Annotated in this window: 14 protein-coding genes; 7 read left to right on the top strand and 7 right to left on the bottom strand. The window is 68.6% G+C overall.

Features of this window, described 5'->3' with window-relative positions; all coding sequences use genetic code 11:
* Positions 1–14 precede the first annotated feature (14 nt).
* The 4 genes from nikC to ggt form a co-directional block, all read right to left on the bottom strand.
* Positions 15–893 carry a nickel transporter permease gene (gene nikC / locus AVE30378_RS27090; protein WP_129245448.1) on the bottom strand — a complete coding sequence of 293 codons (879 nt, stop codon included), beginning with the start codon at positions 891–893 and terminating at the stop codon, positions 15–17.
* The gene (locus AVE30378_RS27085; protein WP_129245446.1) at positions 890–1,834 is read right to left on the bottom strand and encodes an ABC transporter permease; all 945 of its coding nucleotides are present in this window, start codon (positions 1,832–1,834) and stop codon (positions 890–892) included. The genes nikC and AVE30378_RS27085 overlap by 4 nt, the downstream gene beginning before the upstream one ends.
* A gap of 126 nt (positions 1,835–1,960) precedes the next feature.
* On the bottom strand, positions 1,961–3,472 hold the full coding sequence (locus AVE30378_RS27080; RefSeq protein ID WP_129245445.1) for an ABC transporter substrate-binding protein: 1,512 nt from the start codon (positions 3,470–3,472) through the stop codon (positions 1,961–1,963).
* Between the two features lie 34 nt (positions 3,473–3,506).
* The gene (gene ggt / locus AVE30378_RS27075) at positions 3,507–5,135 is read right to left on the bottom strand and encodes a gamma-glutamyltransferase (protein ID WP_129245443.1); all 1,629 of its coding nucleotides are present in this window, start codon (positions 5,133–5,135) and stop codon (positions 3,507–3,509) included.
* A gap of 105 nt (positions 5,136–5,240) precedes the next feature.
* Between ggt and AVE30378_RS27070 the strand changes: the two genes are divergently transcribed.
* Positions 5,241–6,143 (top strand): LysR family transcriptional regulator, encoded by a 903-nt coding sequence (locus AVE30378_RS27070; RefSeq protein WP_129245441.1) that lies wholly within the window; start codon positions 5,241–5,243, stop codon positions 6,141–6,143.
* Between the two features lie 6 nt (positions 6,144–6,149).
* Here the strand turns inward: AVE30378_RS27070 and AVE30378_RS27065 are convergent, their stop codons facing one another.
* From AVE30378_RS27065 to AVE30378_RS27060, 3 genes are read right to left on the bottom strand one after another with little or no spacing between them, the layout of a single operon-like run.
* A complete protein-coding gene (locus tag AVE30378_RS27065; protein WP_129245438.1) occupies positions 6,150–8,321 on the bottom strand; it encodes a phosphocholine-specific phospholipase C in 2,172 nt (723 codons plus the stop codon).
* Between the two features lie 35 nt (positions 8,322–8,356).
* Positions 8,357–8,521, bottom strand: a complete 165-nt coding sequence (locus AVE30378_RS32655; RefSeq protein ID WP_165360316.1) for a hypothetical protein — start codon at positions 8,519–8,521, stop codon at positions 8,357–8,359.
* Between the two features lie 20 nt (positions 8,522–8,541).
* Positions 8,542–10,527, bottom strand: a complete 1,986-nt coding sequence (locus AVE30378_RS27060) for an alkaline phosphatase family protein (protein WP_129245436.1) — start codon at positions 10,525–10,527, stop codon at positions 8,542–8,544.
* Positions 10,528–10,878: 351 nt separating this feature from the next.
* On the opposite strand from AVE30378_RS27060, the gene AVE30378_RS27055 reads away from it, so the two are divergent.
* The 6 genes from AVE30378_RS27055 to gspK form a co-directional block, all read left to right on the top strand.
* Complete coding sequence (locus AVE30378_RS27055; RefSeq protein ID WP_129245434.1) at positions 10,879–11,316, top strand: type II secretion system protein N; 438 nt, start codon at positions 10,879–10,881, stop codon at positions 11,314–11,316.
* Positions 11,317–11,400: 84 nt separating this feature from the next.
* Entirely contained in the window at positions 11,401–11,829 is a 429-nt protein-coding gene (gene gspG / locus AVE30378_RS27050; RefSeq protein WP_129245432.1) for a type II secretion system major pseudopilin GspG, read from the top strand.
* Positions 11,801–12,289: a type II secretion system minor pseudopilin GspH gene (gene gspH, locus AVE30378_RS27045; RefSeq protein WP_129245430.1), complete on the top strand. Its 489-nt coding sequence runs from the start codon at positions 11,801–11,803 to the stop codon at positions 12,287–12,289. Before gspG ends, gspH begins: the two co-directional genes overlap by 29 nt.
* Positions 12,276–12,677: a type II secretion system minor pseudopilin GspI gene (gene gspI / locus AVE30378_RS27040; protein ID WP_129245428.1), complete on the top strand. Its 402-nt coding sequence runs from the start codon at positions 12,276–12,278 to the stop codon at positions 12,675–12,677. Before gspH ends, gspI begins: the two co-directional genes overlap by 14 nt.
* 2 nt (positions 12,678–12,679) lie before the next feature.
* A complete protein-coding gene (locus AVE30378_RS27035; RefSeq protein WP_129245426.1) occupies positions 12,680–13,282 on the top strand; it encodes a prepilin-type N-terminal cleavage/methylation domain-containing protein in 603 nt (200 codons plus the stop codon).
* Between the two features lie 11 nt (positions 13,283–13,293).
* On the top strand, positions 13,294–13,791 hold a 498-nt coding region (gene gspK / locus AVE30378_RS27030), incomplete at its 3' end, for a type II secretion system minor pseudopilin GspK (protein WP_165360318.1).

Raw genomic sequence — 13,791 nt, 5'->3', positions numbered from 1 at the left:
TGTTGCCATATCGATTATTTGTCCTGACGCGGATCGAGCGCGTCGCGCAGCCCGTCGCCCAGCAGATTGAAGCCCAGCACCACGAGGAAAATGGCCGATCCGGGGAAGATGGACATCCAGGGCGCCTGGGTCATGAAGTTCTTGGCGGTGTTCAGCATCGAGCCCCACGACGGATTGGGCGGCTGCAGCCCCAGGCCCAGGAAGGACAGGCTGGCCTCGGCGATGATGGCCGTCGCGATGGTGATGGTGGCCTGCACGATCAGCGGCGGCATGACGTTGGGAAACACGTGCCGGCCGATGATGCGCAGGTCGGAGGCGCCCAGCGCCCTTGCGCTCTGCACGTAGTCCTCGTTCTTGACCGCCAGCACCTGGCCCCGCGTCAGGCGGATGAACTTGGGCGCGGCGGACACGCCGATGGCGATCATGGCGTTGGTCAGGCTGGGGCCGAGGAACGCGGCCAGCGCGATGGCCAGGATCAGGAAGGGAATGGCCAGCAGCGCCTCGGTGGCGCGCGAAATGATGCTGTCGGTCCAGCCGCCGAAATAGCCGGCGGCCAGTCCGAAGGGCACGCCCACCACCAGGGCGATCAGGACGGACACCAGGCCGGCCATCAGGGAAGCCCGGGCGCCGTAGACCATGCGGCTGAAGATGTCGCGGCCCAGTTCGTCCGTGCCCAGCCAGTAGGACGCCGACGGCGCCTTGCGGATCGTGGTGAAGCTGGTCTGGAAGGGATCGTGGCTGGCGATCAGCGGCGCCAGGATGGCCAGCAGGACGAACAGCAGCACGATCCCCAGGCCCAGCATGGCGATGCGGTTGCGTTTGAATTTGGCCCAGGCGCGATTGCGGCTGCGGGGCGGCGTGACGGCAGCGGCCGTTGCAGGAAGTGCGCTCATGAGTGCCTCAGGCGGGGATTGACCAGGATGTACAGGATGTCGGCCAGCAGGTTCATCAGGATGAAGCCCACCGCGACGCACAGCACCACGCCCTGCACCACCGCGTAGTCGCGCGTGAAGACAGCGTCCACCACCAGCTTGCCGAACCCGGGGATTGTGAAGACCTGCTCGGTCAGCACGGCGCCCGCCAGGAGTTCGCCGAACAACAGGGTCACCAGCGTGACGATGGGCATCAGCGCATTGCGCAAGGCGTGGCGCAGCACCACCTGGCGCGGCGATACGCCCTTGGCGCGCGCGGTGCGCACGTAGTCGGCCGACAGGGCCTCCAGCATGGCCGAACGGGTGTGGCGCATCAGGTAGGCCGCGATCGCCGTGGACAGCACCAGGGAGGGCATCAGCATGGTCTTGATCGACAGCCAGAAATCCTCGGACGGCGACACATAGCCCGACGCCGGCAGCAGCTTCCACTGCACCGACACCACCATGATCAGGATGATGCCGAGCCAGAAGTTCGGTATGGACATGCCGGACAGCGCGGCGATGTTCGCGCCCATCTCGACCGGCTTGCCCTTGCGCACGGCGGCCAATATGCCCATGGGGATGCCGACCAGCAGCGCGAAGAACATGGCCATGGCGGCCAGTTGCAGCGTGACCGGCAGCTTCTGGCCGATCAGCGTGGTGACGGGGACGTCGGTGCGCAGCGACTTGCCCAGGTCGCCTTGCAGGACCTGGCCGGCCCACGCGGCGTACTGCACGGGCAGCGGATCGTTCAGCCGGTATTTGTCGCGCAGGTAGTCCAGGACGGCCGGATCGCGCTCTTCGCCGGCCAGCGTCAGCACCGGATCGCCGGGCAGGATTTTTTGCAGCATGAAGACGATCATCGACACCAGTATCAATGTCGGTATCGCGACGATCACGCGGCGCAAGATGAGTTTAAGCATATGGAAACCGTGAAACAGGAGCGGCGGAAGGCATCGGCCGGACTAGCCGCGTCGCGGCCGCCGCAAAGAATAACCGGACGCGCAAAGCGCGTCCGGCGGGGGCGGCCGGAAGCAGCCGCCCCGTGGTCACTTCTGCGCGTACGTCACGCCCTTCAGGCGGATCATGCCGTCCGGGTAGGGCGTGAAGCCCTTGACCTTCTTGGCCAGCGCGAAGGGCCAGGGCTGGTAATAGTTATACACCCCGGGCAGTTCGTCCTGGATGATGGCCTGCGCCTGGTCGTAGATGGCCTTGCGCTTGGCTTCGTCCGGCACGGTGCGCGCCTCGTTCAGCAGCTTGTCCACTTCCGGGTTGCAGTAGTGGCCGTCGTTCAGCGCGCCCTTGCAGGTGACGAAGGCGTGGATGTTGCCGTCCGGATCGACCCGGCCCGACCACCCCAGCATCACGACCTGGAAGTTGCCGCCGGCCGATTCCTTCTGCAGCGCCGCGTATTCCGTAGGGCGCAGCGACAAGTCGAAGCCCGCCTCGGAGGCCATGGCCTGGACGATTTCCGCGATCGACGAGGTCGTGGTGTTGTTGCCGAACATGACCTCGGCCTTCACCCGGTCGAAGCCCGCCTGCTTGAGCAGCGCCTTCGCCTTGGCGACGTCGCGCTTGGTCGGCGGGAACTTGTCGCTGTGGTAGGGGCTGGCGGGCGGGAACGGCTGCTGGGCCGGCTCGAAGATGCCGCCGCCCGCCACGTCGCTGATGGCGTTGCGGTCGATGGCGTACTGGAACGCCTGGCGCACCAGCTTGTTCTTGAACGGATTGTCTTCGGCGCGCTTGCCGTTGGCCACGTTGAACATGAACTGCTGGAAACCCAGCCCCGCCACCGGCGCGAAGGCCAGGCCGGCGTCGCCCTTGACCTGCGGCACGTCGGAGGGATTCAGGCGTTCCAGCATGTCCAGGTCGCCCGCGCGCAGGTTGGACAGGCGCACGGTGGTGTCCGGGATCGGCAGGAAGGTCACGCGCTTGAAGGCGAAATCCTTGGCGTCGTAGTATTGGTCGAATTTTTCCAGCACGATGCGGTCGTTCTGGATGCGTTCGACGAACTTGTACGGGCCCGAGCAGACGGGCTTGCGGCCCACGGCGGCCACGTCGTCGGTGAAGGTCTTGGGCGACAGCATCATGCCCGCGCGGTCGGACAGTTGCGCCAGCAGGGTCGCGTCCGGTTTCTTCAGCGTCAGCACCAGCGTCGCGGCGTCCGGGGCATCAACCTTCTCCACCGAGGCCAGCTCGCCCTTGCGCAGGCTGTCCGGCAGGGTCATGGCGCGTTCCAGGTTGGCCTTGGCGGCCGCGGCGTCGAACTTGGCGCCGTCATGGAACAGCGCGTCTTCGCGCAGCTTGAAGGTCAGCACCTTGTTGTCGGGGCTGAATGACCACGAGGTGGCGAGCTGCGGCACGAAGTGCAGCTTGGGATCGATGTCCACCAGCTTGTCGCACAGCGACGTGAACACGATGCGGCCCACGTAGGTGCGCGCCCGGTGCGGATCCAGCACGTCCGGATCTTCCTGCAGGCCGATCCGGATGTTCTGGGCGCTGGCGACGCCTGCGGTCAGCGCCAGCAGGCTGGCGCCGAAGGTCAAGGTCAAGCGTTTCATTGTGTTGTTCCCCTTGTTGCTTGCGAGCTTGCGTTTAGAAACCGACCGCCTGGCCGTCGCGCCGGCTGTCGCTGGCGGCGACGTAGCCAAGTTCGTTGTCGCTCTCGGACATGCGCCAGATGAACTGGCCCGCCCCGAAATCCATGTAGGGATCGTCGACGGACTTCAAAGCATGCCCGAGGTCTTTCAGGCCCGCAACGGTGGAAGCCTTCATATTGGTCTCGATATCGAGCGTAAAGTCGCGATTGACCTTCCAGCGCGGGGCGCAGCAGGCGGCCTGGGGGTTCTGGTGGTAGTCGAGCATGCGGATCACGGTCTGCATGTGGCCCTGGGGCTGCATGTCGCCGCCCATCACGCCGAAGCTCATGACCGGCTTGCCGCCCCGGGTCAGGAAGCCGGGGATGATGGTGTGGAACGGGCGCTTGCCGCCTTCGACCACGTTGGCCGACTTCGGGTCCATCGAGAAGCCCACGCCGCGGTTCTGCATGCTGATGCCGGTGCCCGGCACGACCACGCCCGAGCCGAAGCCCATGTAGTTGGACTGGATGAACGAGATCATCATGCCGTTTTCATCGGCGGCGGTCAGGTAGATGGTGCCGCCGGCGTGCGGGCGGCCGGCCTCGAAATGGGTGGCCTGGTCCAGGCGGATCAGCTTGGCGCGGCTGTCCAGGTAGGCGTCCGACAGCATCTGCTCGGGCGTGACCTGCATGGAGCGCGGGTCGGCCACGTACTTGTACAGGTCGGCGAAGGCCAGCTTCATGGCTTCGATCTGGATATGCTGCGATTGCACCGAATCCACCGGGATGTCGGCCATGTCGAAGCGCTCGACGATGCCCAGCGCGATCAGCGCGGCGATGCCCTGCCCGTTCGGCGGGATCTCGTGCAGCTCGTAGCCGCGGTACGACTTGGAAATGGGCTTGACCCAGTCCGGACGGTAGTTGCGCAGGTCTTCCAGCGTCATCGCGCCGCCGCATTCCTTGCTGAAGGCGGCGATGCGCTCGGCCAGCTCGCCTTCATAGAAGTCGCGGCCCTTGGATTCGGCGATGCGGCGCAGCGTGTTGGCGGCGTCGGGGAAGCGGAAGTGTTCGCCGACCTTGGGCGCGCGGCCCTCGGGCAGGAAGGCCTGGGCGTAGCCCGGCTGCGACTTCAGTTCCTCGGCCGCGGCGGCCCACTTGTGCGCCACCACCGGCGGCACGGCATAGCCGCGCTCGGCGATCTCGATGGCGGGTTCGAACAACTGTTCGAAGGGCAGCTTGCCCAGCTTTTCGTGCAGCGCGGCCCAGCCGGCCACCACGCCCGGCACCGTCACGGCGTCCCAGCCGCGCTTGGGCTGGACGGCCAGGCCGTTGTCGCCCACGCCGTACTTGCGCTTGAAATATTCGACGTTCCAGGCGGCCGGCGCCACGCCGGAAGAGTTCAGTCCGTGCAGTTCCTTGCCGTCCCAGACGATGGCGAAGCAGTCGCCGCCCAGGCCGCAGGACACGGGTTCGACCAGGACGATCGTGGCGGCCGCGGCGATGGCGGCGTCCACGGCGTTGCCGCCCTTGAGCAGCATGCGCAATCCCGCCTGGGCCGCGAGCGGGTGCGACGTGGAGACCACGTTGCGGGCGAACAGCGGAATGCGGACGGAAGGATACGGGTTGCCCCAGTCGAAGGATTTCATGTGGCTAGTCTCATAACGGGTTGGTGTTCATAGACCCAGGCGAAAGTACTCTTGTGATCTAATTAAATCAATTTGATTTTTTGTTCCGTCATAAAAGATTTTTTTATGAGTACGATCCGCTTCCTGCGAACTTTCCTGGCGGTCGCGCACCACGGCTCCTTTTCCGAAGCCGCCGAGCAAGTGGCCCTGACCCAGGCGGCCGTCAGCTTCCAGATGCGCGCGCTGGAGGCGGAGCTGGGCCGGGAACTGTTCGACCGCAGCGGCCGTCTTGCCATTCTTAACGCAGCCGGCCGGGAATTGCTACCGGAAATCAAGCATTTGCTGGATTTATACGACCGCATGCGGCTGCCGCGCACCGTCCCCGGCGAACTGGCCGGTTCGGTGTCGGTGGGCGGCATCGTGTCGTGCATGGGCACCCTGTCCAAGGTCGTGTCGGGCATGAAGAAGCTGCACCCCAAGCTGGACGTGCGCATCCTGTCGGGCAAGGCCAGCGAGTTGGCCGGCAAGGTGGAGGACGGCGAGCTGGACGCGGCCTTTCTGGTGGAGGCCGGCCGGAAAATGGCCAGCACCCGCTGGACCGCGCTATATGAAGAAGAGATGGCGGTCATCGCGCCGCGCTCGGCGCCCGGCGAGAATGCGCGCCAGGTGCTGGCATCCAACCCCTTCCTGCGCTTCGACCGCACCCAGCGCACCGGCCTGCAGATCGACCGGCTGCTGCGGCGCCTGGCGGTGCCGCTGAACGAATTCCTGGAACTCAACGCCATCGAGACGCTGGTGGAACTGGTGCGCCAGGAGGTGGGCGTGACCCTGCTGCCGCTGATCCACGGCTCCAACTGGCAGCAGAGCCCCGAACTGCGGATCCTCTGCCTGCCGCGCGACCTGGGGCCGCTCTCGCGCTCCATCGGCATGCTGGAGCGGCGCGAGCACGCCCGCCAGGCCATTACGGCGGCAATCTGCGCGGCCTGCGCCGCGGCGTTCCGCGAGCGCGGCGCGCAGACCGCCCCCTGAAGCGCGCTACAGCGCCATCGCCGGATCCGTCACCGAGGCCTTGCCGGTCTCCACCCGGCCGGCGTAGCGGCGCGCGTAGGCGGGATCTTCCTGCAGGCTCACCGTGAAGTCGTACCAGCCGCCGCTGCCCGACAAGGCCCAGTGCTGCTCGACCTGCCCGCCCGCGGGCACGGTGAACGTCCAGCGTTCATGGTTGGCGTAGTAGGCGTTGGGCGCGGCCGCGAAGGTGCAAGGCGCGTCGCCGCCATTGATGAAGCTGACGTAGAGGTCGCCGTTGGCGATGTCGTAGCAGACGCGGATCTCCGCATCCAGCCCCGCCGTGCGCGCCAGCGCCAGGTCGCCCGCGAAGTGCCGGTGGTAGCCGTTGGGGCCCAGCACCCACAGGTCGTACTTGCCGCCGTCGGCCGCGGCGTCCCAACTGCCTTCGAGCTGCTTGTCGGGTTCCACCGTATAGCGGCGCGGCAGGCGGTCCAGGTGCAGGCGGTCATAGACGTGGAACACCGCCGCCTGCTTGCCCGTGTTGGCGAACACCAGGCGCATGGCGCCCGTGCCGGGCTGGGCGCGGCCGCTGGTGTGCAGTTCGTAGGGCAAGGCGCGGGAGTAGCGCACGCCCTTCTCCTGCACCGGCCGGGCCTGGGTGGACGGGTCCGGCAGCGGCACGGCGGTCAGCGCCTGCTGGTCGGCGCGCACCTGGTCCGCGCCCGCGCGGGTCAGCAGGTTCAGGTCCGGCAACTGTTCATCGTTGGGCGTGGCGAAGTTGAAGGCCGAGGTCAGGTCGCCCAGCACCGCGCGGCGCCACGGACTGATGTTGTCCTCGGCCACGCCGAAGCGCGCTTCCAGGAAACGCAGCACCGAGGTGTGGTCGAAAGCCTGGGAGTTGACCCAGCCGCCGCGGCTCCACGGCGACACGACATACATGGGCACGCGCGGGCCCGGGCCGTAGACGCGGTTGTCCGCGGCATCCTGGGCGGAGGCGCGCGTGTGGCGATCCAGGTCGGTGTTCACCGTGGACGCGCCGGCCATCGACCCGTCCGGATTCAGCGACGGCGCGGCCGGCGGCGGAACGTGGTCGAAATAGCCGTCGTTCTCGTCGAAGTTGATGAGCAGCACGGTCTTGCTCCAGACCTCCGGGTTGGCGGTCAGGGCGTCCAGCGTTTCCTGAATGTACCAGGCGCCCTGGATGGGGCTGGACGGGCCGGGGTGCTCGGAATAGGTGGCGGGCGCCACGATCCACGACACCTGCGGCAAGGCGCCGTTGACGACGTCGTCGCGCAGCGCCTGCAGGAAGCCGCCGTCGGGCATGGTGTTGGCCGTGCCCTTGTAGAGCGGGTTGGCGGCGTCCGTGGCCGGCGTCCAGGCCGGATACGGCGAGCCGTTGGCGCCGTTGCCGGCCAGTTCGTTGGCGCGGCGGTACTGCCGGAATCCGGCCAGCGGATTGTCGCCGAAGTTCTCGGGCAGGTTCTGGTAGACCTTCCAGGCGACGCCCGCTTCCTGCAGGCGCTCGGGATAGGTCTTCCAGGTCCAGCCGGTGGACGACGCGCCCAGGCTGTCCCACTGGTTGCGGGTGGACGGGCCGTTGCCCAGCGCCAGCGGATCGTTGGTGCCGGTCCAGTGGAACAGGCGGTTGGTGTTGGTGCCGCCGTGCGTGGAACAGTGGTAGGCGTCGCACAGCGTGAAGGCTTCGGCCAGGGCGAACTGGAATTCCACCTCGTTCTGGCGGTAGTAGCCCATGGACTGGTTCTGCTTGTAGCGCGGCCATTGCTCCATGCGGCCGCCGTCCCACGCCATCTGCGCGTCCACGTAGTCGTGCGGCGTGCCGGCCACGCGCTGCGCGTTGCCCTGGGTGCTGTCCAGATGGTAGGGCATCACCACGCGCGTGCCGTTGCTCTGCTCCCAGACCGAGCGGCCGTCGGGCAGCGGGATGGTGATGCGGTCGCCGAAGCCGCGCACGCCCTTGAACGTGCCGAAGTACATATCGAACGAGCGGTTCTCCTGCATCAGGATGACCACGTGCTCGACGTCGTTGATGGTGCCGCTGCGGTTGTTGGCGGGAATGGCCAGCGCGCGGCGGATGGCCGGCGGGAACATCGACAGCGCGGTCAGCCCCGCGGTCGAGGCGGCGGCGTTGCGCAGGAACCGGCGCTTGCCGGCGTGGACCTGGTCTTTATCGGACTTCACGGATGCTATTCCTATGGATTCGGGGAAAGCGCGGCTCACGGCGCGCAACGCAGTTCGGGTTTGGCGGGCGCGGGCGGCGGCGTGCCGGACTGGCCGCCGTCGCCGTCGCCGTCGTCGCCGCCGCAGGCGGCCAGCGTGGCGCTCAGCATCAGCACCGCGCCCAGGCGCAGGAATCCGCGCAGGATCATGGACATGCTCATCGTTTTCTATCCTTGGGACATCAGGGGAACAATTCGGAAACGGACTTGCCGGACAGGGCCAGCGACTTCACTTCATCGTCCGTCAGGGCGCGCGACCAGAAGGCCAGGTCGTCGAAATACATCGTGTACGGGCCCTTGGTGCCGGCGCAGCAGATGCCGTAGGTGCCCAGGCCGTCTTCGTTCAGGCCCAGGTGCGGCCCGAAGTTGCCGGCCACCTTGCCGAGATCGACCGCGCCCGTGCCTATCGTGCTGCTCGAATAGCCCAGCTCGCTGTCGTAGACCGAGGCGGTCAGGGTCTTGGCCGTCTTGTCGACCGTCATCGCGATGTAGACCGGCTTGTTCGGCGTGAACTTGACGTTATTGATGTCGACCCGCGTTCCGCCGCCCGCCAGGTTGAAATACAGCACCGGGCCCGCCCACTGCGCGATGGTGATGCCGGGGTTGCCGCCGGAGTTGTAGTCCTTGTTGCCCACGATGGAACGGTCGCTGGCCGTGCCGTCGGACTGGTACCAGAAGGCGATGGTGAAGGCCTGCGCCGCATCCAGCATGCCCGCCGGGTAGTCCAGCTTGAAGGCGCCCATCGGGTCCGCCCCGCGGTCGTTCTTGAACATCTTTCCGAACACGCCCGCGTCGGCGTAGGCCGGCGCCTGGACCCCGTCGTACGGCGCGATGGCGCCGCCGCCCGCGGCCACGTCCGTGACGTTGCCTTCGAACGGGAACAGCATCGTCAGGCCGGTGCGCAGCGAGGCCAGCAGCGGCAGGGGCTTGGTGTAGGCCACCGTGGCGCGCACGGCGCTGACGGCACTGCCCATGGACATGCTGTAGTTCAGCGCATGCACGCCTTCCGTATCGAACGACAGGTTTTCGTCGACGTACTCGGCGGCCGTGCCCGGCACGCGCGCGATCTCCGCGCCGTCCCGGCTGATCGCGATATCGCCGGCGGGTTCGCCCACGCGCACCCAGCGCAGCGTCACGCTCTTGTTGTCCGTGGACGTGCGCGCCGAGACATTGCGCAGGGCCAGCGATCCGTCCAGCGACGCGCCCGCCATGTCGTAGCCGGCCGCGGCCGGCAGCGCGCCCAGATGCGCCAGCAGGGTCGGCGTCACGTCGGCCGCGCTGGGCAGCGCGTACCAATTGTTGTCCCACAGCCCGTCGAACGACGCGTCGTCGGCGCTGCCGCCCAGGAGCGCCGGCTGGTTCGCCGCCAGCAGGATCGTCTTATTGGACGAAAACGGCCGGCCGTCGCTGGCGCCGGTCTGGCCCAGGCCATGACTGGACGCCACGACCACCAGCCAGTCCTCGCCCGGGTGGTCCGCCTTGCGGTCGGCGATCTGCCGGGCCAGCGCGCCGACGGCCGCGTCCGCGCGGCGGATGGATTCGTCGTAGGCGCCGCCGAAGCCTTGCTCCGACGCGATGCGCTCGGGCGCGCCGAACTGCGCCACCACCACGTCATAGCCTTCCGTGATGCGGTCGCGCGCCTGCCCGGCCACGCAATCGTCGCCGCCCGCGCAATCGGTCAGCGCCTGAAGATAGCCCGCGTCGCGGTCGCCGCCGACCAGCCCGGCCAGCACGGACGAATTGAAGGCCGCCGCGGTCCGCGCCTCGGGCCGCGCCGACTTGACGCGCTGGAACAGCGTGGGCGTTTTCAGCGCCTCGCCTTGTACCGTGAAGCGCACGCCGTGCCGGTCGGCCCATTGGCCCGTCAACAGCGTCGCCCAGCCGGGCGCGGGCAGCGTGGGCTGCTGGGTCGCGGCGCCCGTCACGCCGCCCGTCCAGGCGCGCGTGACGGTCAGTTGTCCGATGTTGGGAAGGGAATTGTCGGCCACCCCGCGGCGCATCGCATCGTAGGTCAGGCCGTCCACGCCGATGAACAGCACCTTGTCGGCGCGCGCCTGGTCCGGCGCGGCGGCCGGCGGCGCGCTGTCGCCGTCATCCCCGCCACAGCCCGCCAGCGCGCCGGTCGCCAGCAGCGCGGCGCACCATCTTCTCCAATCCGATACTTGCATGCTTGTCTTCTCGCTTCATGAACAGGTTTTGCGTTGGAGCACATGGTGGCCGCCGAAAGTGAACGGCCCGTGAAGCGAGAAAGAGAAAGGCTGATCGACGGATCAGGATTTTTTTTGCGTGGGGCGGGTGGGTCCGGTGCCAGACACCCGGGAACGCCGAAGCAAACCCGCGGCCGGCTCGTAGGGGTGTCAGGCACCTGCATAACCTGCATGGGCACGTTCCCGGGCAGGTGTCTGACACCCTTGTGCGATGGCCGTCCCTGCTCGACGGTCTTCCCAGGGTGTCAGACACCACAGTGCTGTCATGAACCCCCGCTATAGTCCACCGCTTCCCCCCCCGCACCACACTCCATGCCGCTCTCATTACCCTCCGCCCTGCCCGCCGCGCTGCGTGTTCTTGCCATCCTGGCCCTGGCCGCCGGCGTGGGCGCCTGGGGGTCCATTCTGCTTGCGCCGCGCCCCGGCCCCCTGCCTCCGGCGGTGTCCGGCGCGGCGGCGCCGCGCGCCGCCGACAACGGACCCGTGGCCGTCTGGTTCGGCAAGGACGAAGCCATGCGCACGCAGATCGCCGTTCAGGGCGTGATCGCCGCCGGCCCGGGCGGCGCGGCCGTCCTCAGCGTCGACGGCGGCCCGTCCCTGGCCTGGCGCGTCGGCGACGAGGTGGCGCCGGGCATCGTATTGCGCGAGATCGCCGCGGACGCGGTGACCGTCGAACAGGCGGGCCGCGGCAGCCGCCTGCCCGCTCCCGCGCCGCCGCCCGCGCCCGCCGGCATCGCGCGCGCGGGCTGAAGCGCAATGAACGCCCCGCGCCCCTATTGCTGTCATATTTCATGACCACAATCCTCCGCTTCTACTGAAGACCGGAGTCGCAAAGTGCGTCAGTTACCGCGCGGGCTTGCCCGCCAGCAAGGTTTCACCCTCATCGAGATCATGGTGGTGATCGTGATCATGGGGATTCTTGCGGCGCTGATCGTCCCCCGCGTGCTGGATCGTCCCGACCAGGCGCGCCAGGTCGCCGCGCGGCAGGACATCGCCGGCATCATGCAGGCGCTCAAGCTCTACCGCCTGGACAACGGCCGCTATCCCGCCACCGCCCAGGGCCTGCGCGCGCTGGTGGAAAAACCCGAGGGCGCTTCCAACTGGCGCGGCTATCTGGACAAGCTGCCCAACGATCCCTGGGGCCATCCCTACCAATATCTCAGCCCCGGCGTCAAAGGCGATACCGATGTGTTCTCGTTCGGCGCCGACAACAAGCCCGGCGGGGAGAACGGCGATGCCGACATCGGCTCCTGGGAACTCTGAGCGCGGCTTCACGCTGGTCGAAGTCCTGGTCGTTCTGGTCATCGTGGGCATCGCGGCCAGCATGGTGAGCCTGTCCGTGGGCAGGGGCGAAAACCGCCTGCGCGCAGACGCCCAGCGCCTGGCCGACGCCTTTACCGTGGCCCAGAGCGAGGCCCGCAGCGACGGCCGTCCGATCCGCTGGCTGCCCAGCGGACAGGGCTGGTCGTTCGAACGCCGGGGCCGCCTGCCGGACCTCGGCGCCGAGGAGGACGAGGCACTGCCCGTGGACACGATGGAACGGGACGGCGTGCTGCGCCCGCAAGCCTGGTCGGCGGGCCCGGTGGCACTGCGGCTCGACCCCGACCGTCCGCTGGTCTTCAACACGGAATGGGTCGCCGCGCCCATCACGCTCACGCTGCTTGCCGGGGACGCCCGCGTGATCCTGCAACGCGACGCCGCGGGACGCTATGGCATCCGCTGAACCGCTCCGCCGCGCCGGCCGCGAGCGCGGCTTCACGCTCATCGAAGTGCTGGTGGCCCTGGCCATCATCGCCGTCGCGATGGGCGCGGCGCTGCGCGCGACCGGCCTCATGGCGGCGAACAGCCGCGGCCTCCAGGACAAGACGCTGGCGCTGCTGGCCGCGCAGAACGCGCTGGCCCAGCTTCGCCTGGAACAGGTCCTGCCGCGCGCGGGCGCGCGGACCCTGCCCTGCGGACAAGGCGGCCGGGCGCTGCAATGCGACCTGGAATTCACGAATTCGATGAACCGCAGCTTCCGCCAAGTCTCGGTGCGGGTGCGCGACGCGTCCGCGCCGCGTCCCGATGCCGTCCTGCTGCAGCTCGACGGCCTTCTGTCGGGCGTGCGATAGCCATGCGCCGCCCCGTCCGCTCGCAAGCCGGCTTCACGCTGATAGAGGTGCTGGTGGCCCTGGCGCTGATGGCGCTCGTCAGCCTCATGGCCTGGCGCGGCCTGGCCAGCGTGTCCAATGCCCGCGACCGGATCGAGGAACAGGCCGAGGACACCGACGCCATCGTCCGCGCGCTGGGCCAGGTCGCCCGTGACGTGGAGCTTTCCTACACCGGGCCGGCCTTCGAGCCGGCCGGCCAGGACGTCCTGGCCTACACCGGCGGCCTGCGCCTGCTGCGCCGCGCCGCGGGCGGCCAGACGCTCGAGGTGCTGCGCACGGACCCGGACGGCAACGGACTGTGGCAGCGCGTGCACTGGCAGGTGCGCAAGGACGGCCTCTGGCGCGCCGGCGGGCCGTCGGCGGCGCGCAGCCCCCTGCCCGCCCCGGATGGGGGCGTGCTGCTCCTGCCCGGCGTGACGTCCCTGGCACTGCGCGCCTGGGTGCCGGGCGCCGGCTGGGTCGACGCCGACGCCGGCCTCGCGGACTCGCCCACCGGATTGGAGATCGCAGTGGAACGCGGCGGAGCCCTGCCGCAGCGCTTCAGCCGCATCCTGGAGCTGCCGTGAACGCGGCCGGCATGCGCGAACGCGGCGCGGCTGTCATCAGCGCCCTCATCATCGTGGCCATCGTGGCGGCGCTGAGCGCCAGCCTGTTCCAGCGGCAGACCGCCAGCACCCGGCGCGTGGAAAACGAGCTGGCCCGCGCGCAGGCGCGCGCCATGCTGGCCGGCGGCATCGACTGGGCCCGCCTGGTCTTGCGGGACCACGCCCGGCGCGAGCCCACCACGCGCGGCGACCAGGTCTGGGCCACCCCCGTCCTGGAAACGCGCATCGAACGGCCCGGGGACGACCGCGTCGCCGTGTTCTCCGGTCGCATCCAGGACGAACAGGGCAAATACAATCTCTACAACCTGGCCGCCAACGGCGTGCCGCAGCCCGGGCAGGAACAGGTGCTGCGCCGCTTGCTGAACACGCTGCAACTGCCCGACGCGCTGGCCGCGCGCCTGGTCGACATCATGGCGGCCGCGCAACCGCCGGCGCCGCCGGCCGACGCGCCGCGGGGCCGGCCCGAGGCC

Origin of the sequence: Achromobacter veterisilvae, from assembly GCF_900496975.1 — a bacterium.
Taxonomy (GTDB): domain Bacteria; phylum Pseudomonadota; class Gammaproteobacteria; order Burkholderiales; family Burkholderiaceae_B; genus Achromobacter; species Achromobacter veterisilvae.
This window is presented reverse-complemented; position numbering and strand designations above follow the sequence as displayed.